17 protein-coding genes are annotated in these 20,996 nt (G+C 73.8%); 8 read left to right on the top strand and 9 right to left on the bottom strand.

From position 1 onward, the window contains the following. The first annotated feature begins 34 nt into the window (after positions 1 to 34). The 4 genes from lanKC (at position 35) to DRB89_RS16940 (ending at position 6,563) form a co-directional block, all read left to right on the top strand. Entirely contained in the window at positions 35 to 2,590 is a 2,556-nt protein-coding gene (gene lanKC / locus DRB89_RS16925) for a class III lanthionine synthetase LanKC (RefSeq protein WP_112449184.1), read from the top strand. 75 nt (positions 2,591 to 2,665) lie between these two features. Then, entirely contained in the window at positions 2,666 to 2,803 is a 138-nt protein-coding gene (locus DRB89_RS16930) for a SapB/AmfS family lanthipeptide (RefSeq protein WP_112449185.1), read from the top strand. A 68-nt stretch (positions 2,804 to 2,871) separates the two neighbouring features. Then, entirely contained in the window at positions 2,872 to 4,740 is a 1,869-nt protein-coding gene (locus DRB89_RS16935) for an ABC transporter ATP-binding protein (protein ID WP_112463323.1), read from the top strand. Next, a complete protein-coding gene (locus DRB89_RS16940) occupies positions 4,737 to 6,563 on the top strand; it encodes an ABC transporter ATP-binding protein (RefSeq protein ID WP_112463324.1) in 1,827 nt (608 codons plus the stop codon). Before DRB89_RS16935 ends, DRB89_RS16940 begins: the two co-directional genes overlap by 4 nt. A gap of 78 nt (positions 6,564 to 6,641) precedes the next feature. Here the strand turns inward: DRB89_RS16940 and DRB89_RS16945 are convergent, their stop codons facing one another. The 3 genes from DRB89_RS16945 to DRB89_RS16955 form a co-directional block, all read right to left on the bottom strand. After that, positions 6,642 to 7,250 (bottom strand): response regulator transcription factor, encoded by a 609-nt coding sequence (locus tag DRB89_RS16945; RefSeq protein ID WP_112449188.1) that lies wholly within the window; start codon positions 7,248 to 7,250, stop codon positions 6,642 to 6,644. Positions 7,251 to 7,488: 238 nt separating this feature from the next. Further along, positions 7,489 to 8,313 (bottom strand): DUF1206 domain-containing protein, encoded by an 825-nt coding sequence (locus DRB89_RS16950; protein ID WP_112449189.1) that lies wholly within the window; start codon positions 8,311 to 8,313, stop codon positions 7,489 to 7,491. Between the two features lie 5 nt (positions 8,314 to 8,318). Then, entirely contained in the window at positions 8,319 to 8,768 is a 450-nt protein-coding gene (locus DRB89_RS16955) for an SRPBCC family protein (protein ID WP_112449190.1), read from the bottom strand. Between the two features lie 227 nt (positions 8,769 to 8,995). Between DRB89_RS16955 and DRB89_RS16960 the strand changes: the two genes are divergently transcribed. Beyond that, positions 8,996 to 10,066, top strand: coding sequence for a mechanosensitive ion channel domain-containing protein (locus DRB89_RS16960; RefSeq protein WP_112449191.1), 1,071 nt, complete (start codon positions 8,996 to 8,998; stop codon positions 10,064 to 10,066). A 19-nt stretch (positions 10,067 to 10,085) separates the two neighbouring features. Here DRB89_RS16960 and DRB89_RS45975 read toward each other — a convergent pair whose 3' ends face one another. The 5 genes from DRB89_RS45975 to DRB89_RS16980 all read right to left on the bottom strand — a co-directional run bounded on the left by DRB89_RS45975 (position 10,086) and on the right by DRB89_RS16980 (position 13,257). Then, positions 10,086 to 10,208, bottom strand: coding sequence for a hypothetical protein (locus tag DRB89_RS45975; RefSeq protein WP_275431898.1), 123 nt, complete (start codon positions 10,206 to 10,208; stop codon positions 10,086 to 10,088). Positions 10,209 to 10,295: 87 nt separating this feature from the next. Beyond that, entirely contained in the window at positions 10,296 to 10,727 is a 432-nt protein-coding gene (locus DRB89_RS16965; protein ID WP_112453480.1) for an ATP-binding protein, read from the bottom strand. 182 nt (positions 10,728 to 10,909) lie between these two features. Next, on the bottom strand, positions 10,910 to 11,893 hold the full coding sequence (locus tag DRB89_RS16970) for a sensor histidine kinase (RefSeq protein ID WP_112449192.1): 984 nt from the start codon (positions 11,891 to 11,893) through the stop codon (positions 10,910 to 10,912). Next, the gene (locus DRB89_RS16975) at positions 11,890 to 12,321 is read right to left on the bottom strand and encodes an STAS domain-containing protein (protein WP_112449193.1); all 432 of its coding nucleotides are present in this window, start codon (positions 12,319 to 12,321) and stop codon (positions 11,890 to 11,892) included. Before DRB89_RS16975 ends, DRB89_RS16970 begins: the two co-directional genes overlap by 4 nt. A gap of 9 nt (positions 12,322 to 12,330) precedes the next feature. Beyond that, the gene (locus tag DRB89_RS16980) at positions 12,331 to 13,257 is read right to left on the bottom strand and encodes a SigB/SigF/SigG family RNA polymerase sigma factor (protein WP_112449194.1); all 927 of its coding nucleotides are present in this window, start codon (positions 13,255 to 13,257) and stop codon (positions 12,331 to 12,333) included. Positions 13,258 to 13,469: 212 nt separating this feature from the next. Between DRB89_RS16980 and DRB89_RS16985 the strand changes: the two genes are divergently transcribed. Continuing rightward, entirely contained in the window at positions 13,470 to 13,814 is a 345-nt protein-coding gene (locus tag DRB89_RS16985) for an STAS domain-containing protein (RefSeq protein ID WP_112449195.1), read from the top strand. 12 nt (positions 13,815 to 13,826) lie between these two features. On the opposite strand, the gene DRB89_RS16990 is transcribed toward DRB89_RS16985, so the two are convergent. Beyond that, a complete protein-coding gene (locus tag DRB89_RS16990; RefSeq protein ID WP_112453481.1) occupies positions 13,827 to 14,264 on the bottom strand; it encodes an ATP-binding protein in 438 nt (145 codons plus the stop codon). A gap of 241 nt (positions 14,265 to 14,505) precedes the next feature. Between DRB89_RS16990 and DRB89_RS16995 the strand changes: the two genes are divergently transcribed. Then, positions 14,506 to 18,540, top strand: a complete 4,035-nt coding sequence (locus tag DRB89_RS16995) for a HAMP domain-containing protein (RefSeq protein WP_112449196.1) — start codon at positions 14,506 to 14,508, stop codon at positions 18,538 to 18,540. After that, positions 18,537 to 20,963 carry a SpoIIE family protein phosphatase gene (locus tag DRB89_RS17000; protein ID WP_112449197.1) on the top strand — a complete coding sequence of 809 codons (2,427 nt, stop codon included), beginning with the start codon at positions 18,537 to 18,539 and terminating at the stop codon, positions 20,961 to 20,963. The genes DRB89_RS16995 and DRB89_RS17000 overlap by 4 nt, the downstream gene beginning before the upstream one ends. Positions 20,964 to 20,996: the final 33 nt, after the last annotated feature.

A 20,996-nucleotide genomic window follows, 5' to 3' on the forward strand; every position in this document is an offset into this window, starting at 1 on the left:
ACGGTCGGTACTGCAACCGACCGAGGGAGCAGGTGTGAACAAGGGGTACGCCGCCTTCTGCGACGCCGACCGCTGGTTCTACGACGCGCCGTACCGGCGCGCCGCGGAGAGCTACCCGGCCGCCCTCGCCCCCGTCCCGCAGGGATGGCGCTCCCACCGGAGCGGCGACTGGCTCGCGCTGCGGCCGGACGACGCCGAACTTCCCGCACAGGGCTGGAAGATCCACGTCTCGGCCACGCTCGACAACGCCGAGGCACTGCTGACGACCGTGTACGAGTACTGCACCGCCCGGCGGATCGCCTTCAAGTTCGTCCCGAGCCGCTACCTGCTGCACCTGCGCAACGCCAAGTACGCCGAGCGCGCGGCGAGCGGCAAGTTCATCACCGTCTACCCGGCCGGCGAGCAGCAGTGCCGGCGGATCGCGGAGGACCTCGACGCCGCGCTGGCGGGAGCGGCCGGCCCGTACATCCTCAGCGATCTGCGCTGGGGCGCCGGACCGGTCCACCTCCGCTACGGCAGCTTCACCCTGCGGCACTGCTACGACGAGCACGGCGAGCTGGTCCCGGCGATCGAGACGCCCGACGGGCGCCTCGTGCCGGACCGCCGGGGACCGGTCTTCCAGCCGCCCGAGTGGCTCGAACTCCCCGCGTTCCTGAAGCCCCACCTCGAAGCGCGCTCCGCGCTCACCCTGACCGGCATCCCCTTCACGGTGGAGCGGGCGCTGCACTTCTCCAACGGCGGCGGCGTCTACGTCGGCAAGGACACCCGCACCGGCGAGTCCGTCGTCCTGAAGGAGGCCCGGCCGTACGCGGGCCTCGCCGCCGACGGAGCCGACGCCGTGACCCGCCTGCACCGCGAACAGGCCGCACTGGAAAGGCTGGCGGGACTGGACTGCGTCCCGGCGGTCCGCGGCACCTTCACCGTCGGCGACCACCACTTCCTGGTGCTGGAACACCTCGCGGGCAAACCGCTCAACACCTACTTCGCCCGCCGCCACCCGCTGATCGAGGCGGACCCCGACCCGGCGGAACTCGCCTCCTACACCGAGTGGGCGCTCACCGTGCACCGCCGGGTCACCGAGGCCGTCGACGCCGTGCACGCCCGCGGCGTGGTCTTCAACGACCTCCACCTCTTCAACATCATGGTCGCGGAGGACGAGAGCGGCGAACCCGCCGTCTCGCTCCTGGACTTCGAAGCCGCCGCGCACGTCGACGAGGGACTGCGGCAGACCGTCGCCAACCCCGCCTTCGTCGCCCCGGCCGAGCGGCGCGGGTTCTCCGTCGACCGCTACGCCCTCGCCTGCCTGCGCCTCGCCCTGTTCCTCCCGCTGACCAGCCTCCTCGTCCTCGACCGGGCCAAGGCCGCCCATCTGGCCGCCGTGGCCGCCGAACAGTTCCCCGTGCCGCGGCAGTTCCTCGACGAGGCCGTCGAGGAGATCATGTCCGGCGTCCCGCGGGGCGCACCGGGAAGCCGCCTGCCCGCACCGGCCGGACCGTACCTGCCGGTCGAGCCGCGGGAATGGCCCGCCGCGCGTACGTCGATGACCGCCGCGCTCCGCGCGAGCGCCACCCCGGACCGCGAGGACCGCCTCGTCCCCGGCGACATCGCGCAGTTCGCGAACGCCGGCGGAGGCATCGGCTTCGGCCACGGGATCGCCGGAGTGCTCCACGCCCTCGCCGAGACCGGGGGCGAACCCTGGCCCGAGGCCGAGGAATGGCTGCTCGCCCGGACCGGGCAACCGCAGTCCGGCACCCCGCTCGGCTTCTACGACGGCCTCGCCGGCACGGCCTGGACCCTGCAACGCCTCGGACACCCGGGCCGCGCCCTCGACCTCGCCGAACAGCTGCTCCACCAGCCCTGGGAGAGCGCGGGCCCCGACCTGTACGGCGGACTCGCCGGCATCGGCCTCGCCCTGGACGCGCTGGGCACCGCGAGCGGCGAGAGCGAGCTGCACGCCGCGGCCCTGCGCTGCGCCGAACTGCTCGCCCGGCCCGAACACCGCCCCGCCCGCGCGGGACTGCTGTACGGACACTCCGGCCCGGCCCTCCTCCTCGTCCGGCTGTACGAGCGCACCGGCGACAAGGAACTCCTGACCCAGGCCGCCCAGGCCCTGCACCGGGACCTCGACCGGTGCGTCACCAGCGCGTTCGGCACCCTCCAGGTGAACGAGGGCTGGCGCACGATGCCGTACCTCGGGGAGGGCAGCGTCGGCATCGGCATGGTGCTCGACGACTGGCTGGAGCACGGCCCGGACGAGCGCTTCGAGCAGGCCCGGCGCGAGATCGTACGAGCGGCGCAAGCGACCTTCTACGCCCAGCCAGGGCTGATGCGCGGCGCCGCCGGCATGGTCCTGCACCTGGCCCGGACCACCACGCCCGGCCCGGGCACCGGACCCGGGGACGTCGCCCGCCAGATCGACGCGCTGGCCCGGCACGCCGTCCCGTACCAGGGCCATCTGGCCTTCCCCGGCGAGCAGATGATGCGGCTGTCCATGGACCTCTCCACGGGCACGGCCGGCGTCCTCCTCGCCCTCGGCAGCGCCGCGCCCGGCGGGCGCGCGCACCTGCCGTTCCTCCCGCCGCTGCGCTAGCGCGGCGGCCCCAGAGCCGGCCCCGTCCGGGGCCGTGACCCGACGCACCACTCGACGGAAGAAGAGGAAACAGCCATGACGCTTCTTGACCTGCAGTCGATGGAGACCCCGAAGGAAGAGACCACCGAGCTGCACGGCGGCGGTGGCGGCGGCAGCCGGGCCAGCCTGCTGCTCTGCGGCGACAGCAGCCTGAGCATCACGACCTGTAACTGACCCAGGTCACATCGGGCCCGGGCGGTTCACCGCCCGGGCCCGCACCACACCCCTGGAGGCACCCGCCGATGAGCCCCCCCGACGAGGCGGCCGACGGAGCCCGGGCGCCGGACGCGGCACGCGAGGCCGACCGGGCGCTGGTGGCGGCGGCCCGGCACAGCGGTGGGCGCACCGCCGCCGTCCTCGGCTGCGCGCTGGCCGCCGCCGCGGCGGCGCTCGCCGAACCCGCGGTCCTCGGCCACACCCTCGATTTGCTGCTCCGCCGCGACCCGGCGGGCCCCGCCTGGACCCTGCTGTGCGCCGCGGTCATCGCGGCCGAAGTGGCGCTGGACGCCGCCGCCGCCCGGCTGACCGGAGACGTGGACGGCCGCACCACCGCCCGACTGCGTCGGCTCGGCCTCGCCCGCCTGCTGCGGACGGCCCCGCACCACGCGGCCCGCCACGCACCCGGCGAAACCGCCGCCCGGCTGACCGCGCACGCGACCGAGGCCGGAAAGGTCCCGGCCGCCGCCGCACACGCCGTCACCGCCCTGCTGCCACCGCTCGGCGCGGTCGTCGCGCTCCTCCTCATCGACCTGTGGACCGCGCTCGCCTTCCTCGTGGGCGTCCCGCTGCTGGTGCTGCTGCTGCGGACCTTCTCCCGGGACACCCTCACCAGCGTCGCCCGCTACCAGCAGGTGCAGCTCGCGACCGCCGGCCGCCTCGTCGAGGCACTGGCCGGGGCCCGCACGATCGCCGCCGCCGGCACCGCGGAGCGCGAACGCGACCGGATCCTCGCGCAGTTGCCCGAGCTCGGCACCGAGGGGCGGCGCATGTGGCAGGTCTTCGGCGGTACGACGGCCCGGTCGGCCGCCCTCATGCCGATCCTCCTGTACGCGGTCCTCGCCGTCGGCGGCATCCGCCTGTCGGCCGGGGCCATCGGCGTCGGCGAGCTCCTCGCCGCGTCGAGGTACGCGGCCCTCGCCGCCGGAGTCGGCGCCGTGACCGCGGGACTGGCGGCCGTGGCCCGCGGCCGGGCCGCCGCCCGCCGGACCGCCGCCCTGCTGACGCTGCCCGTGCTCGGCCACGGCCGGGAGGAGCTGCCGGCGGGCGGCCCCGGCACCCTGGAGCTGCGCGGCGTCAGGGTCGTGCGCGACGGATCGACGGTCCTGCACGACATCAGCCTGGTCATCCCCGGGGGCTCCACGGTGGCGGTGGTGGGCCGCTCGGGCGCCGGCAAGACCCAGTTCGCCGCCGTGGCCGGCCGGCTCGCCGACCCCGACGCGGGCCGGGTGCTGCTGGACGGCGTACCCCTGCCGGAGGTGGGCGCCGAAGCGCTGCGCCGCGAAGTCGGGTACGCCTTCGACCGGCCGGCGCTGCTCGGGGACACGGTCGGCGAGGCGATCGGCTTCGGCTCGGGTCCGGCCCCCGGCCGGGACGCGGTCCGCGCCGCGGCCCGGGCCGCGGGCGCCGACGGGTTCGTACGCCGCCTGCCCCACGGGTACGACACGCCGCTCGCCGACGCCCCGCTGTCCGGCGGAGAGTTCCAACGCCTCGGACTGGCCAGGGCGTTCTGTCACGCGGGCCGGCTCCTCGTGCTGGACGACGCGACCTCCAGCCTCGACACCGTCACCGCCCGCGAGGTCGAGCGGGCGCTCGCCCGGGAGGTCCGGCCGGGCACCCGGATCGTGGTCGCGCACCGCCTCTCGTCCGCGGCCCGGGCGGACCTCGTCGTCTGGTTGGAGGACGGCCGGGTACGGGCGACCGGGCCGCACGGCGTGCTGTGGCGGCACGAGCCGGCCTATCGGGCGGTGTTCGCCGCGGACGGGGAACCGGGAGCCGGTGCGGAGCCCGCCGCGGAGTCCGGCAGTGGGCCCGTCGCGGAGCCCGCCGCGGAGCCCGTCGCGGCTCCGGAGGATGCTTCGGCCTCCCGGGGGGGCCGGGAGGCGGCACGGTGACCGAGGGCGAGACCTGGCGCCGGGTGGCCCCCGAGGGCCGGCGGTTCCTGCGCGGCCGGGGGCGCGCCCTGGGCCGGCTGGGGGCCTGGTCGCTCCTGGAGTCCGCGCACACCTTCCTCGGCGGCTACGGCGTGGCCCGCGCCCTCGACGACGGCTTCCTGGCGGGCCGCACCGCCACCGGCCTCGCCTGGCTGGCCGCGGCCGGAGCCGGAGCACTGCTCGGCGGGTTCGCGCTGCGCGGCGTGTTCGCCGGGCTCGCGGACCTCGTGGAGCCGCTGCGGGACGGCCTGGTCCGGCGGGCGGTGCGCCAGGCGCTGGACCGCGCGGTCGCCGACCCGGCGCGCACTCCCGGCGCGGGCGCGGTGTCCCGGCTCACCCAGCAGACCGAAATGGCCCGGGACTCCTTCGCCGGGCTGGTCCTGACGGCACGGTCGTTCGTCTTCACCGCCGTGGGCGCCTTCGCGGGCATGGCGGCCCTGGCTCCCGAGCTGCTGCTGATCGTGCTGCCCCCGCTGCTGCTGGGCGCGGCCGCCTTCCTGGCGACGCTGCGCCCCATGGCCTCCGTACAGCGCCGGTCCCTGGACACCGACGAGGCGCTGTCGGACCGGGTGGGGGCGGTGGCGGAGGGCCTGCGCGACATCGTCGCCTGCGGCGGACAGGCGGCGGCGCGGGCCCGGGTGGAACCCCTGATCGCCGCCCAGGAGCGGCTGGCCCGCCGGCTCGCGCGCTGGACGGCCGTGCGCACCCTGGCCCTGGGCACGGCGGGCCGGCTGCCGGTCGTCGCGCTGCTCGCCGCGACGCCCTGGCTGCTCGGACGCGGGATCACCGCCGGAACGCTGGCCGGCGGCCTCACCTACCTGGTGCAGGCCCTGCTGCCCGCCCTCAATACCCTGATGGCGGCCGTGGGTTCGGCCGGCACCCGGCTGTTCGTGGTCCTCGAGCGCTTCTGCGAGCCGCCGCCGCCGTCCCCGGCCGGGGGCGGCGACAGCGCGCCGAAGCCGCGGCAGCCCGAAGACGGCGACGACAGCGACGACAGCGACGCCGGCAACGGCGGCGACGCCGGCGGCGACCGCCGGCCGGCCGCCGCGGCGGCCGAACTCCGCGGCGTCACCTTCGCCTACGGACCCGGCGCGGCCCCCGTGCTCGACGGACTCGACCTGGTGGTGCGGCCGGGGGAGCACCTCGCGGTCGTCGGGCCGAGCGGCATCGGCAAGTCCACGCTCGCCGCCCTGCTCGCCGGGATGCTGTCCCCCGGCGCGGGTACGGTCCTGGTCGCCGGCGCGGCCGCCCACCGGGAAGCCGGCGCCGGGGGACCCGACCCGCGGCGGACCCTGCTGCCCCAGCAGGCCTACGTGTTCACAGGCACCGTGCGGGACAACCTCACCCACCTGGCCGCCCACCCGGGCGTCCCCGTGCCCGGGGACGCCCACGTGCTGCGCGCCGTCGGCGCCCTGGGGCTGGCGGACCTCGTGGAGCGGCTCGGCGGCCTGGACGCCGAGGTGTCCCCCCGGCTGCTGTCCCAGGGCGAGAGCCAGCACCTCGCGCTCGCCGCCGCCTACCTCTCGCCGGCCCCGCTGCTCCTCCTGGACGAGGCCACCTGCCACCTGGATCCCCGTACGGAGGAGCGCGCCGAACGGGTCCTCGCGGCCCGGCCCGGCACGCTCGTCGTCGTGGCCCACCGCATCTCGTCCGCGGCCCGCGCCGACCGGGTCCTCGTCCTCGACGGGACCCGCGCCGTGTGCGGCACCCATGCGGAACTCCCGGCCAGATCGCCCCTGTACCGCGATCTGGTGGGGGAGTGGGACCGGACCGCGGACGAGTGACGCGCACGTCCGGGCGGCGGCCGTGCCGTCCGGGGACCTCAGCGTCCGGGGGCCCTCACCGTCCGGGGCGCCCGCGGATCACACCCAGCCCGACCGCCGGGATATCCGGATCGCGTCTATGAGGTTGCGCGCGCCGGTCTTGCGGGTCGCCGCCGCCATGTAGTTGCGCACCGTCCCCACCGCCAGGTGCAGCGTACGGGCGATCTCGGCGATGGAATCGCCCTCCGCGGCCCGGACCAGCACGCTCAGTTCCCGCGGGCTCAGCGGCACGGGGTCGGCCTCCATGAAGGCCGAGGCCAGCGAGGCGTCGATGAAACGTTCCCCCGCGGCGACCTTCCGGACCGCCCGCACGAGCCGCCCCGGCGAACCGTCCTTGTCGACGTAGCCGAGTGCCTCGGCCCGGAAGGCCCGGTGCAGCGAACCGGGCGCACCGGTCGAGGCGAGGACCAGCACCGAGGAGGGGGACGCGAGGAACGGGCGGTCCGCGCGTCCGCCGTCGGCCAGCACGGCCGTCGTCCCCGGACAGTCGAGGTCGACGACCGTCACGTCTGGTCGTAAGCACTCGGCCTGGCGCACCGCGGTCCGCCAGCCCGCCGAGGTGACTTCGAAGGACCCTTCGGATCTCAGCAGGGCGGCCAGTGCCGATCGGACCAGGCTGACGCTGTGCAGGACGAGGACCTTCGTCATCGTGTGCTCTCCTCGGTAGACGGACCAACAGCACCACGCGGCTGCCCCCGTACGGGGCTGCTGGAACGTCTCTGCGGGGGGCGTGCAGGGGCGTACGGGTACTTTGGCCGAGATACCCGGGGTGTACCTGCTTCCCTTCGGCGGGTTACCCCCTTGAAGGGTGGTGAAGGGTGGTGAAGGGTGGTGAAGGCCGGTTAAGGTCGGCCTCCGTCCCGCTCCGGGCGCCCCACCCGCCGGATCAGACCTCGCGCCACCGGGCCATCGCCCAGGAGAACAGTCCGAAGAGCACCAGCCCGACGGCGACCGCGACCAGCAGCCACGGCCCCGCCGGAGTGCCGGTGAACGACCGAAGGGTGTCGTCTACACCCTTCGCCTGCGCCGGGTCGTAGCGCACCGCCGCGAACACGACGAAGCAGCCGGCCGCCGCGAACACGGCGCCCCGGGCCAGGCCACCGCTCACCCCGAGGAAGTCGACGGCCCCGCGCCACCGCGCGGAGGCCCCGCCCATTGACAGGTGCTTGCGGAAGGTGCGCCGCGCCGCCTGCACCGCGATGACCACGCCGGCGGCGGCGATCCCGACCCCGGCCGCGCCCACCAGCCACTGGCCGGCGGGCAGACCCAGCGCCTTGGCCGTCACATCGCGCGACTGCTCGTCTCCGGAACGCCCGGCGCCGCCCGCCGCGAACGTGAGCACGGAGAAGGCGATCACCCCGTAGAAGACGCACCGGGCGGCCGAGGCCACCCTCTTCAGGGGCTTGCCGCCCCGCGGGCCGGCCGCGCCGAACACCGCCTCCGACAGGCGCCACAGCATCATGCCCACGAGCCCGATGCCCACGGCCCAGATCAGGACGCGGCCGAGGGGATTCCCCGAGAGCTCCTGGAGGGCGCCCTGACGGTCGGCCTCCTTGCCCTCCGCGCCACCGAAGGCGACGCGGAAGGCGAGGAACCCGATCAGGACGTACAGCACCCCGCGCGCCAGCAGCCCGCAGCGGGCCGTGACCTCCCGTGCCCCGCCACCGCGGGACGCCGACCGGGCGCCCCTGCTCGCGGCCCCGATTCTCATCGCGCTCAGACCTCCCCGCGCCAGGCGCCGGTCTCGGTCCCGCGTTCCTCGATGAACAGCTTGAACCGCTGCAGATCACCGGCGACCTGGCGTTTGACGAAGCCGAGCTTGTCGGCCGCGGCCTCGGCCAGCCCGTCGGGCACCCAGTTCATGTGCAGCACGACCTTGGTGGTGGTCGCGTCGATCGGCTGGAAGGTGACGAGCCCGGCCTGGCGGGCCTCCCCGTCGACCGTCATCCAGGCGACGCGCCGGTCCGGGAGCTGCTCGGTGATCTGCGCGTCGAACTCGCGCTGCACGCCGTTCACGTTCGTCACCCAGTGGGTGAGCGTGTCCGTGCGCTGGACGATGCGCTCGACCCCCTCCATGAAGACGGGAAAGTCCTCGAACTGCGTCCACTGGTTGTAGGCCGTGCGTACGGGGACATTGACCTCGACGTACTCCTCGACGTGCGACATGCGCACCCCTTCCGTGTCGTCAGCGGTCCCGCACCCCCAGGTGCGGGTCGTCCTTCAGGACGTCTCGGGGCGCGGCTACCCCCCTCCGGGAGCCCCATGCGCGGACCGGGGGCGGCCTCGTGGTCTGCACGCCCCCCGTCGCAGCCCCCGTGCCCTCCCCGTGTGTCAGGCGCTTCCCGCGGGGCAGGCGCGTCGGGGTCCATGCCGCCTCCACCCACTGGGGAGATATGAACAGCGCCCTACGCTTGATGACCGTCCTCGGGGGTTCGGTCCTGCTCACCGCCGCGGCCGGGTGGGCCGTCGACCTACTGCTCCGCCGCACCGACGCACGGCACCCGGAAACGCCCCTGTGGAACCTGCTGCGCCGCTGCCGCCACGCCCTGCAGATCGTGCTGCTCGCCGCACTGTTCAAGGGCGGCTACCGGCAGACCGGGTGGCCGCCGCTTCGCGACAACGCGGCCACCGTGGGCCGCGTCCTGTCCCTCGCCCTGATCGGCGCCGGGGCCTGGCTGATCGTGGTCGTGGCCTCCGCCGTCGTGGAGTCGGGGTACGCCCGCTACGCCACCGGCACCCGCGACCCGGCCCGGGTGCGCCGGGTCCGTACCCAGGTGACGCTGATCACGAGGGTCGTGACGGTCGTCGTGGCCCTCGTCGCGGCCGCCGCGATGCTCCTGACCTTCCCGAGCTTCCGCGCGCTCGGCACCTCCGTGCTCGCCTCCGCCGGGATCATCGGCATAGTCGCCGGCGTCGCGGCCCAGTCCACCCTCGGGAACCTCTTCGCCGGCTTCCAAATCGCCTTCGGCGACATGGTGCGCATCGGCGACACGGTCGTGGTGGCGGGCGAATGGGGGGTGGTCGAGGACATCACCCTCACCTTCCTCGCCGTACGCACCTGGGACGAGCGGCGCATCACCATGCCCGTCTCGTACTTCACCACCCGCCCCTTCGAGAACTGGTCCCGCGGCGGCGTCCAGATGACCGGAACGGTCTTCCTGCACTGCGACCACAGTGCGCCCGTGGACCTCCTGCGGGACAAGGTCCACGAGATCCTGCACAACTGCCGGGAGTGGGACGGCCGCGGCTGGGACCTCGCCGTCACCGAGACGACGCCCTCGACGATCGTGGTGCGGGCCATCGTGACGGCCAAGGACGCCGACGACCTGTGGACGGTGCGCTGCGCCGTACGCGAGCAGCTGATCGCCTGGCTCGCGGAGAAGCACCCGGACGCCCTGCCCCGCGTCCTCCTGGACCGGGCACCGGGAGCCCGGGACACGGTGGACGGGCACGGCCGCCGGTGAGGGGCCGCGGAGCGGATTCCTACCTGTGGCGGGCGAGGGTGCGCACCAGCACGACCAGCGAGAAGGCGATGACGAGGAGGTGCACCCAGGCGGGGCCGGGCGCCGGGGACAGGGACAGCTGGACGAGCTGATGTGAGGTCATGGAACGCGCTTGCCCCCGGCGGCCGGTTTGACGCGAGCGGCCCGGCGAAAGGGATCCCCGGCGCCGGGGATCGGGGCGCCGGCGCCGTCAGCGGCCCGCGGGCCTGCCGGACAGCAGCCGGGCGGCCTCGATCTCGGCCCAGACGGCCTTCCCGCGGCCGAGTGCCTGCGCGCCCCAGCGATCGGACAGCCGCTCCACGATGTGCAGGCCGTGCCCGCCCGGGATGCCGCGTTGCGGGGCCGGGTGGAGCACGGGCAGGGCCGACGAGCCGTCGGACACCTCGATGCGCAGGACGTCCCCGGACGTGAGCACGAGCTCGTGGCAACCGTCCGCGTGCAGTGACGCGTTGGTCAGCAGCTCGGAAACGAGGAGCAGGGCGTCCTCGGCGGTCTCGGTCCCGTCCCAGCCCCAGTCCTGCAGGGCCCGGCGCGTGAAGTCGCGGCCCTTGGCCACGGCACCGCGCACGCCCGTCAGGGCGAGCCGACGGCGCTGCCCCGCGACGGGAAGGCCCGCGTTCACCGGATCACCCGTTTCCGGTCCGACGGTCTCCACTGTGGTCTTCCACCCCCACGTTGACACTGGTCTGTGCTTGCGGCATCTGCCCGGCGGGGCCGAGGCCGACGGCCTGGACTTCTGTTGCGTTCCCGAGCGGCCCCGGGGCCGCTCGATCATGCCCACCCCAGTGTAGGGGACCGGCGATATCAGGGCGTGGCGACGTGGAGCCGCAGTGTGAAGCCGGCGTCCGTGGCACGGACCTCGACCAGATCGCAGAGCTGGTGGATCATCCACAGGCCGCGGCCGCCGTTGGCGGACGCGAGGGAAGGACGCCGACGCCCCGCCAGGGGGTCCGCCAGGCGCCCGCCGTCCTGGATCTCGGCGACGACCCCCGCTCCGGCGCCGGTGGTGCTCCACAGCCGCAGGGTGCCCTTCCCGCCGCCGTGGGACAGGGAGTTGGCCGCCGCCTCGCTGACCGCGAGGACGAGGTCGCCGCGGCGCGCCGGGGTCAGGGCCGTCGTACGGGCCCAGGACTCGGCGAACTCGCGGACCCCGGCCAGCTCTCCGTGGGAGTACTCGAGGCGGGGCACCTCGCCGTCGTGTTCGGGCAGCGGGCGGTCGCAGTCCGCGGAGACCGCGGAGGCGGCCGTGTACTGCGGGCTCGGCTGGTCGAGGCCCGCCTCGATCAGCGTCGGGTGCGTGCGCCGGGCGTCGGCCAGTACCCCGGGCGCCAGCCCCCGTACGTCGTACGGGCACAGCACGGTGGCGGGCCGGCCGGCGAAGGCCGAGTTGATGAGGGCCTCGTGACGGGTGGCCTCGAGCACCTCGGCGGGGGTGCGGCCGGGCCAGATCGGTTCGCCGACGATGCGGGCCGCCCGGCTCACGTGGAGGTCGGCGAAATCCTGCAGGGCGGCGAGGATGCGGCCGGGATTGCGTCCCAGCTCCGTCATGTCGATCCACACGATGTCCGCGGCGTTCCCGGCGTTCCCGGTCTTCCCGGTGTTCGCACCGAGGCTCTCGCGCAGGGCGTCCAGGTGCGGGCCCGGCACGGCGACGAGGACCGGTTCCCCGGCCGACAGGCTGGCGCGCACGAAGCCGCCCACGCCGGCCACGTACTCGTCGAGGTCCCGGTAGAACAGGGCAGGGTGGACGAAGGCCCCGGGCCCGGTGGGCGCAGGAACAGTGATCATGCTGCGACCTCCAGCGCGGCGCATTCGTCCGGGAACATCTGCACTACCTTGCGCAGTGAGTATGGCGGGTCGTGGAGCAACAGGCGCCGGCCTTCGCCGTTCAGGGCGGCCGAAACCTGGACCAGCGCGGCGATCGCGACCGTGTCGAGGAAGAGCACGGCGGACAGATCGAGATGGACGACGGGTCCCGGAATCCCGCTCACGATGCCGAGCGCCGTCGACAGGGCGTGCCGGGTGTCGAGGTCGCAGCTGCCGGTCAGGCGCGCGCCGGGCCGGTCCCGCAGCGGCAGCGCGGTCAGCGCCGCCGCGTCCGGTCCGCCCGGCGCCGCCGGGAGCCGCACGGCCGCGTCCGCCCCCGCGCCGTGTTCCTGGCGCGTCCGCGCGTCGGCGGGGGAGTCGGACCGGTCGTGCCGGTGAAGGGATGCCATGGCCGGTGCCTACACGGTGAGCATGCCGGCACGCAGCCGGGCCAGCGTCCGGGACAGGATGCGGGAGACCTGCATCTGGGAGATGCCGAGCTCGGCGCCGATCTCCGCCTGCGTCTGCTCCTGGCCGAAGCGCATCTTCAGGATGAGGAGGTCGCGCTCGTCCAACTGCTCCAGCAGGGGAGCGAGGGTGTGGAACTCCTCGAAGAGCTCCATGGCGGGATCGACGCCGCCGAGGCGCTCCGCCAGCGGCCGGGAGGTTCGGCTCGAGGTGGACGCCGCGTCGTCGTCCGAGCCGACGGTGTCGAGCGAACCGCTCGTGTAGCCGTTCGCGGCCACCAGCCCGTCGATGACCTCGTCCTCGGACAGCTCCAGGTGCGCGGCGAGCTCCTTGACCGTCGGCGCCCGGCCCAGGACGTCCGTCAGGGCCTCCTGGGCCTTGGCGAGCTCCGTACGCAGTTCCTGCAGGCGGCGCGGGACGTGCACGGCCCAGGTGGTGTCGCGGAAGTGGCGCTTGATCTCACCGGTGATGTAGGGGAGGGCGAGGGTGGAGAACTCGACCTCCCGCTCCGGGTCGTAGCGGTCGATTGCCTTGATCAGGCCGATGGTCCCCACCTGGATGATGTCGTCCATGTCGAGACCGCCGCCGAGCACACGGGTGCGGAAACGGCGTGCGGCGAACTGCACCAGTGAGAGGTTCATCTCGATCAGGGTGTTGCGCGTGTACTGGTACTCGCGCGTCCCCTCCTCCAGGGTGCGCAGTCTCACGAAGAACAGGCGCGACAACTCTCGTGCGTCGCCGGGTGCCATCTCACGGGCGTTCTCCACCCGGAACAGCTCCGCGTCCGGCGCAGGGGCTCCCGCGGTGCCGGGGTCACATACAGGGACGTGCGCGTCTGCTGCACGAATGGGGCCTACGACGGTGGCCGAGCGAGACATGGTGGCCGCTCCCTCCCGATTGACTGACGGCTGCCGGGGCGCTTCTGCCCCGGCTCCGGCGTTCTACACGCCGTCATGCCGCCGGATCTTCCCACGGGTCGTGCCGGGCCGCCGAAAAGGGCGGCACGGCGACCGCGGCGTCCTCCCCGGTGGGCGGAGCAGGCATACTCCCTTCCGGAGCGTGTTACATACGACGACCCGGGGAGGCGGACATGACCGGAGCAGGGGACGCACAGCAGAGGGGCACGGTCGGGGAAGGCCGCCGGGCCGGAGCCGGATGGGTCGTGAGCGCGCACGGGGAGCTCGACCAGGACACGCTGGCGCCCCTGGAGGCCGCGCTCGACGCCGCGGCGGGCCAGTACCCGCTGGTGGTCCTGGACGTCGGCGAGGTCACCTTCGGGGACTCCTCCTTCCTGAATTTGCTGCTCCGGACGCACCGCGTCACGGAACTGCGCATCGCCGCCTCCGGCGAGCAGCTGCGCCGGCTCTTCGCCCTGACCGGCGCCGACACGGTCCTGTCCCTGCACGCGAGCGTCGGGGACGCTCTCGGCGAGTGACCTCCCGGGCGGTCAGCCGGCCCGGCTGCCCGCCGGGTGCGGGTCCGGTCCGCCCTCGGGCCGGAAGCACGCCGTGATCGACTTGCCGCCGTGGCACGCGTGAACATCCAGTGAATCCGCCAGGGCGTTGACGATCCCCAGCCCGCGGCCGGACGTGGCGGCCGTGTCGGCATCGGGTGCGCGGGGGCCGGGCAGTCGCGGATCGGCGTCGGCGACGCTCACGTGCAGGCACCGGCCGTCCCAGGTCAGCACCAGGTGCGCGGTGCCGACCGCGTGCAGGTGCGCGTTGGTGACGAGTTCCGAGACGCAGATCAGCACGGAGTGCACGGTGTCGGCCGCCGAACCGTTCCACGGCAGGGACGCCAGGTGCTCCGCGGTCCACTGCCGTGCGGCCCGGACGCCCTCCGCGACCGGGAACGAACGTGCCCAGCCCACCGCTTTGACCGCCATGACCTTCACCCCCTTTTCCTCCGTTGTGCGCGAGTGTCTCCGGTTCGTCTACCCGCAACCCGTGGAAGCACCCAAGGGCTTCGCGGCCCACGGTGCGGGACGCGCTGTCCCCGGTGTGATCGACCGTGCCCTATCGTCCTTTCGGCGGCGCTAGTGCCGTGCCGGGCGCCGCGACCCGGTAGACCTTTCCGGTCACAGCACTAGCCTTCAGCATGGTGGTTATCGAGAGTGGGGTTGACGGATGGCCGAGCGGGCCGGCACTGAATCACCGGGCGGACCAGAGTCGTTGCCGGGTGAGGGCGGGATCGGCGAGTCGGAGCTGCGCCAGTTGCTGGCCGGGCTGACCGCCGTACGCGACGGCGATTTCCGCACCCGGCTGCCCGATGCGGCGGACGGACTGCTGGGGGAGATCGCCACCGTCTTCAACGGGATGGTCAACCAGCTGTCGCTGTTCACCTCCGAGGTGACGCGCGTGGCCCGCGAGGTGGGCACCGAGGGGACGCTGGGCGGCCAGGCCGACGTACCGGGAGTCGGCGGCGCCTGGCTGGACCTCACGGATTCGGTCAACTTCATGGCCGGGAACCTGACGGCCCAGGTGCGCTCCATCGCCCAGGTCGCGACCGCGGTGGCCAAGGGCGACCTCTCGCAGAAGATCACCGTCACCGCGCGCGGGGAGATCCTGGAGCTGAAGGAGACCATCAACACGATGGTCGACCAGCTCTCCGGATTCGCCGGCGAGGTCACGCGCGTGGCCCGCGAGGTCGGCACCGAGGGCCGCCTCGGCGGCCAGGCGGACGTCAAGGGCGTCTCCGGGACGTGGAAGGACCTCACGGAGTCCGTCAACGTCATGGCCGACAACCTGACCGCCCAGGTGCGCTCCATCGCCGAGGTCACCACCGCCGTGGCCCAGGGCGATCTGACCCAGAAGATCCGGGTCGACGCGCGGGGGGAGATCCTGGAGCTGAAGGAGACCATCAACACGATGGTCGACCAGCTCTCCGCGTTCGCCGACGAGGTCACCCGGGTGGCCCGCGAGGTCGGCACCGAGGGCAACCTCGGCGGCCAGGCCACGGTCCGGGGGGTCTCCGGCACCTGGAAGGACCTCACCGACAACGTCAACGTCATGGCGTCCAACTTGACCGGCCAGGTGCGCTCCATCGCCCAGGTGGCCACCGCCGTCGCCCGCGGCGACCTCTCGCAGAAGATCGTGGTGGAGGCCAAGGGCGAGGTCGCCGCGCTCGCCGGGGTCATCAACACGATGGTCGACACGCTGTCCGCCTTCGCCGACGAGGTCACCCGCGTGGCCCGCGAGGTCGGCACCGAGGGCCGGCTCGGCGGCCAGGCCCAGGTCCCCAATGTGGCGGGCACCTGGAAGGACCTCACCGACAACGTCAACTCCATGGCCAACAACCTCACCGGCCAGGTCCGCAACATCGCCCTCGTCACGACGGCCGTCGCCAACGGCGACCTGTCCAAGAAGATCGACGTGGACGCCCGCGGGGAGATCCTGGAGCTGAAGACCACCATCAACACGATGGTCGACCAGCTCTCCTCCTTCGCCGCAGAGGTCACCCGCGTCGCCCGCGAGGTCGGCAGCGAGGGCCGCCTCGGCGGCCAGGCCGAGGTCGAGGGCGTCTCCGGGACGTGGAAGCGCCTCACCGAGAACGTCAACGAACTGGCCGGCAACCTGACCCGCCAGGTCCGGGCCATCGCCGAAGTCGCCAGCGCGGTCGCCGAGGGCGACCTGACCCGCTCGATCACGGTCGACGCCTCGGGCGAGGTCGCCGAACTCAAGGACAACATCAACTCCATGGTCGGCTCGCTGCGCGAGAGCACCCGGGCCAACCAGGAGCAGGACTGGCTCAAGTCCAACCTCGCCCGCATCTCGGACCTGATGCAGGGCCACCGGGACCTCGCCGCCGTCGCCGAGCTCGTCATGGACGAACTGACCCCGCTGGTGGCCGCCCAGTACGGCGCCTTCTACCTCGCCGAGGACCGCCCCGGCGGCACGGTGCTCACCCTCGTCGGCTCCTACGGGCGCCCCGCGGACGCCGAGGAGGACACCGGATTCGCCCTCGGCCGCTCCCTCGTCGGACAGGCCGCCCGCAGCCACCGCATCATCGCGACCGACCAGGTCCCCGGCGGGTACGTCATCTCCTCCGGGCTGGGCCACACCACCCCCGGCAGCCTGATCATCCTGCCGATCGTGGTCGACGACCAGGCCCTCGGCGTGATCGAACTCGCCTCCTTCAGCGCCTTCACCGCCGTGCACCGCGACTTCCTCGCCCAGCTCATGGAAACCATCGGCGCCAACGTCAACACGATCGTCGCCAACGCCCGGACCGACGAGCTCCTCGGCGAGTCCCAGCGGCTGACCGGCGAACTCCAGGCCCGCTCCGAGGAACTCCAGGTCCAGCAGGAGGAACTCCAGCGCTCCAACGCGGAGCTGGAGGAGAAGGCCGCCCTCCTCGCCAGCCAGAACAGCGACATCGAGGCCAAGAACCTGGAGATCGAGCAGGCCCGGCAAGAACTGGAGACCCGCGCCCAGCAGTTGTCGCTGGCCTCCACCTACAAGTCCGAGTTCCTGGCCAACATGAGCCACGAGCTGCGCACCCCGCTCAACAGCCTCCTCATCCTGGCCCAGCTGCTCGCCCAGAACCCGACGCGCAACCTCACCCCCAAGCAGGTCGAGTACGCGGGCATCATCCACTCGGCCGGCTCGGACCTGCTCCAGCTGATCAACGACATCCTCGACCTGTCGAAGGTCGAGGCCGGGAAGATGGACATCAACCCCGAGCGGGTGCACCTGCCCCAGCTGCTCGAGTACGTCGACGCCACCTTCCGCCCGATGACCACGCAGAAGAGCCTCGACTTCACCGTCACCACCGCCCCGGGCGCCCCCGACGACCTGCTCACCGACGATTCGAGGCTGCGCCAGATCCTGCGCAACCTGCTCTCCAACGCGGTCAAGTTCACCGAGCGCGGCGGCGTCGAGCTGCGCATCGAACCGGCGACGCCCGCCGAAACCCCCGCCGGGCTCTCCCGGCGCGGCCCCATGCTGGCCTTCCGGGTCCGCGACACGGGCATCGGCATCCCCGAGCAGCAGTTGGAGTCCGTCTTCGGCGCCTTCCAGCAGGCCGACGGCACCACCAGCCGCAAGTACGGCGGCACCGGCCTCGGACTCTCCATCAGCCGCGAGATCGCCCAGCTCCTCGGCGGGGCCGTCACCGCGCAGAGCACCCCCGGCCAGGGCAGCACCTTCACCCTCTACCTGCCGGTCAGCCGCGCGGACTACGAGGACGCACCCCGCTTCGAGGCCCAGGACCAGGGCGCCCCGGGAACGCACTCCGCCGGCGGCGCGCCCGGGACGACGCGCCCGGACCGCGCGCAGGCGCCCGTACTCCCCGCCCAGCGGCGGCCCCGGCGCCTGCTGGTGATCGAGGAACGGCTGGGCGGCCTGCTCTCCCTCGTCGCCGAGAGCGCCGACCGGGACTTCGCCCCCCGCCACGAGGCGACGGGGGAGCACGGCGGCATCCAGGTGGTCAACGCCACCAGCTCGCGCGAGGCCGCCGCCGCCCTGGCCTCCCACTCCTTCCACTGCGTGGTCCTGGAACTGGACATGCCCGACGGCGAAGCCCTGCGCTTCCTCGACGCGCTCGACGGAGACCCCGCCCTCTCCTCGCTCCCCGTCCTCGCCCACAACAACCCCCGGGTCAGGAGCGGCCAGGAGGCCGCCCTGCGGGAGCGCTCCGCCTCACGCCACCTGGAACTGCTCTCCAGCCTGGACGAACTGCGCGAGCGCATCGCGCTCCACCTGTTCGCCGAACAGCCGGGAGACGTGCTCCCCCTCGTACGGGGCGACGCGCAGCCGCAGCAGAGCGACCACGTGCTCGACGCCGAACTGGCCGGACGCACCGTCCTCGTCGTCGACGACGACGCACGCAACCTCTTCGCCCTCAGCGGGATCCTGGAACTGCACGGCATGCGCGTCCTGCACGCCGAGGACGGCCGCAAGGGCATCGACGCCCTCACCCACAACACCGGGGTCGACCTCATCCTGATGGACGTGATGATGCCCGAGCTGGACGGATACGCCGCCACCGCCGAGATCCGGCGGATGCCCGCGTACGAGGGCCTGCCCATCATCGCGGTCACCGCCAAGGCGATGCCCGGGGACCGGGAGAAGAGCCTCGCCGCGGGCGCCAGCGACTACGTGACCAAGCCGGTGGACGCCGACGACCTCATCGCCCGCGTCCGGCACTGGCTCGCGCGATGAGCCGGGACACCCAACGGCACGACGACGCCTGCCCGCGGCCGGCCCCGGCCGCCGACCGGGCCGCGGGCGTCGTCCCCCACCAGTGCCCGACCCCGCTGGGACGCCTGGTCGCCACCGTCGAACGGCTGCGCCGGGAGGTGCTGGAGGCACAGGCGGCCGCCGACGGCCGGGCCCTGGTCGAACTCGCCAAGGGCATCTTGATCGGACAGCTGAACTGCACCCCGGCCGCGGCCGCCCGGCAGCTCGACGTGCTGTGCCGCGAGAGCGGGATGTCGCCCCTCGAACTCGCCGCCGACATCGTCAACCAGGCGGCCCGCGACCACGTCAGCGAGATCGCCGCCGAGTTCGTCGAGCGCACGGGCACGGTCGGCGACCCCGACGAACAGCGCGCCGCCACCCTCTCGGTCCGGCTGCGCACCGCCGAGAGCGGCATGCTGGCCGCAGCGGCCGACACCCAGGCCGTGGCCGAATCCCTCCTGGCGAACGCACTGGGTCCCCTGGGCGCCGTCGCCGTCGCCGTGTGGACCGCGGTGCCCGACGGATCGCTGGCCCTCGCCGGACACGCCGGGTTCCCGCCGGGGGAGGCCGCGCGCTGGCGCCACGTGCCCCCGGGCGTCGCCACCGTCGCCCGCCTCGCCCTGCGCGACCGCCGGCTGGTCACCCTCGCCCGCCTCGAACGCGGGGGACTCCCCTCGATCGGCCACCTCCAGTGGCCGGACGGCGGACGGATGGCCGTACCGGCCGGGACGGGCGGCCGGATCCACGGCGTCCTCGAAATCTGCTGGCCGCAGCCCCTGGCGCCACAGCGGCCGCAGGTCGAGCGCCAGGTCGAGGCCCTCGCCGAGCTCTGCGCCCACACCATGGACGCCTCGCCCCCGCGCGACCTCACGACCGCCGAGGCGGTGCTCCCCGACGTCACCGAGCTGATCGACCTCGCCGAGGGACTGCGGGATCCCGCCGTGGTGCTCACCCCGGTCCTCGACTCCGAGGGCCGGCTCGTGGACTTCCGCATCCGCCACGTCGGCAGCCGCTTCGCCGACCCGGCCGGCCGGCCGCGCGGCGCCGTCAACGGCGCCCTGCTGCTGGAGGCCTATCCGATGGCCGCCGGCGAGAGCGGGCTGTTCGAGGTCATCGAGCGCGTGCACGCGACGGGAGAGGCCTTCCGGGCCGAACGCATGAGCCTGACCGCGCTCGTCGACCAGATCCCGCTCACCGCGGTCGCCGACATCAGCGTCAGCCGGCACGGCGCCGCCGTCCTGCTGATCTGGCGGATCGAGGACGAGAAGGCCCGGCTGGCCGACCTCCTGCAGCACGCCCAGCGCCTGGGCCGGATCGGCGGGTTCGAGGAGAACCTCGCCACCGGGGAGACCACCTGGAACGCGCAGCTCTACGCACTTCACGGACTCCCGGCCACCGCGCCCCCGGTACGGCTGCGCGAGCTGCCCGGTTACGCCCATCCGGACGACTCCGCCGCCCTCGACCGCTTCCTGCGCGCGGTGTTCAGCCTGCGCCGCCCCGCCTCCGTCAACCTCCGGTTCCGCAGGCCCGACGGGATCACCCGCCACATCCGGGTCGTCGCCGAGCCCGTCCTCGACTCGGACCAGCGGCTGCACGCCGTGCGCGGCGCCTACCAGGACATCTCCGCCCAGCACTGGACCGAGGTCGCCCTGGCCGCGACCCGGGACCAGCTCGCCCACACCGAGGCCGAGTCCGCCGAACGCAACCGGCTGGCGCTCCAGCTCCAGCACGCCATCATGCCGCCCACCCCCTCGGCCGTGGACGCCCCGGGCCTGCGGGTCGCCGTCCGCTACCGGCCCGCGGAGACCGAGTCGCTCGTCGGCGGCGACTGGTACGACACCGTGGTCCTGCCCTCCGGGCTGATCATGCTGTCCGTGGGCGACGTCGCCGGGCACGGCATCGAGGCGGCCACCGGCATGGTGGTCCTGCGCAACGCCCTGCGCGGCCTGGCCGTCACGGGCGCGGGCCCCGCGCAGCTGCTGTCCTGGCTGAACACGGTCACCCACCACCTGGCCAAGCACGTGACGGCCACCGCCGTCTGCGGCATCTTCGACCCGAGCACCCGGGTGATGCGCTGGGCGCGCGCGGGCCACCTGCCGCCCGTGCTCGTGCGCGGGGGCGAGGCCGACGCCTTCCCGCTCATCGAGGGCCTGCTCCTGGGCGCCCTCCCCGATGTCACCTACATCGAGCGGGAGGTGCAGCTCGAACCGGACGACACGCTGCTGATGTTCACGGACGGGCTGGTCGAACGGCGCGACTCCTCGGTCCAGGAGTCGCTCGGCCATCTCGTGCGCACGGCGGCCACCGTGGCCGGGGACCTGGACGGACAACTGGACCGCCTCCTGGCCAAGAGCCGGTCCGACACGGACGACGACACCTGCCTGATCGGCATCCGCGTCGCCTGAGGCGAAGCCACCGCACCGGGCGGGGGCGGCGGA

Source organism: Streptomyces sp. ICC4, from assembly GCF_003287915.1.
Classification (GTDB): domain Bacteria; phylum Actinomycetota; class Actinomycetes; order Streptomycetales; family Streptomycetaceae; genus Streptomyces; species Streptomyces tritrimontium.

What these genes read in the sequence shown, in the direction of transcription:
- DRB89_RS16930 (WP_112449185.1), top strand. Translation starts at nt 2,666, where the DNA reads ATGACGCTTCTTGACCTGCAGTCGATGGAGACCCCGAAGGAAGAGACC.
- DRB89_RS16935 (WP_112463323.1), top strand. Translation starts at nt 2,872, where the DNA reads ATGAGCCCCCCCGACGAGGCGGCCGACGGAGCCCGGGCGCCGGACGCG.
- DRB89_RS16945 (WP_112449188.1), bottom strand. Translation starts at nt 7,250, where the DNA reads ATGACGAAGGTCCTCGTCCTGCACAGCGTCAGCCTGGTCCGATCGGCA.
- DRB89_RS16950 (WP_112449189.1), bottom strand. Translation starts at nt 8,313, where the DNA reads ATGAGAATCGGGGCCGCGAGCAGGGGCGCCCGGTCGGCGTCCCGCGGT.
- DRB89_RS16955 (WP_112449190.1), bottom strand. Translation starts at nt 8,768, where the DNA reads ATGTCGCACGTCGAGGAGTACGTCGAGGTCAATGTCCCCGTACGCACG.
- DRB89_RS16960 (WP_112449191.1), top strand. Translation starts at nt 8,996, where the DNA reads ATGAACAGCGCCCTACGCTTGATGACCGTCCTCGGGGGTTCGGTCCTG.
- DRB89_RS45975 (WP_275431898.1), bottom strand. Translation starts at nt 10,208, where the DNA reads ATGACCTCACATCAGCTCGTCCAGCTGTCCCTGTCCCCGGCGCCCGGC.
- DRB89_RS16970 (WP_112449192.1), bottom strand. Translation starts at nt 11,893, where the DNA reads ATGATCACTGTTCCTGCGCCCACCGGGCCCGGGGCCTTCGTCCACCCT.
- DRB89_RS16975 (WP_112449193.1), bottom strand. Translation starts at nt 12,321, where the DNA reads ATGGCATCCCTTCACCGGCACGACCGGTCCGACTCCCCCGCCGACGCG.
- DRB89_RS16980 (WP_112449194.1), bottom strand. Translation starts at nt 13,257, where the DNA reads ATGTCTCGCTCGGCCACCGTCGTAGGCCCCATTCGTGCAGCAGACGCG.
- DRB89_RS16985 (WP_112449195.1), top strand. Translation starts at nt 13,470, where the DNA reads ATGACCGGAGCAGGGGACGCACAGCAGAGGGGCACGGTCGGGGAAGGC.
- DRB89_RS16990 (WP_112453481.1), bottom strand. Translation starts at nt 14,264, where the DNA reads ATGGCGGTCAAAGCGGTGGGCTGGGCACGTTCGTTCCCGGTCGCGGAG.
- DRB89_RS16995 (WP_112449196.1), top strand. Translation starts at nt 14,506, where the DNA reads ATGGCCGAGCGGGCCGGCACTGAATCACCGGGCGGACCAGAGTCGTTG.
- DRB89_RS17000 (WP_112449197.1), top strand. Translation starts at nt 18,537, where the DNA reads ATGAGCCGGGACACCCAACGGCACGACGACGCCTGCCCGCGGCCGGCC.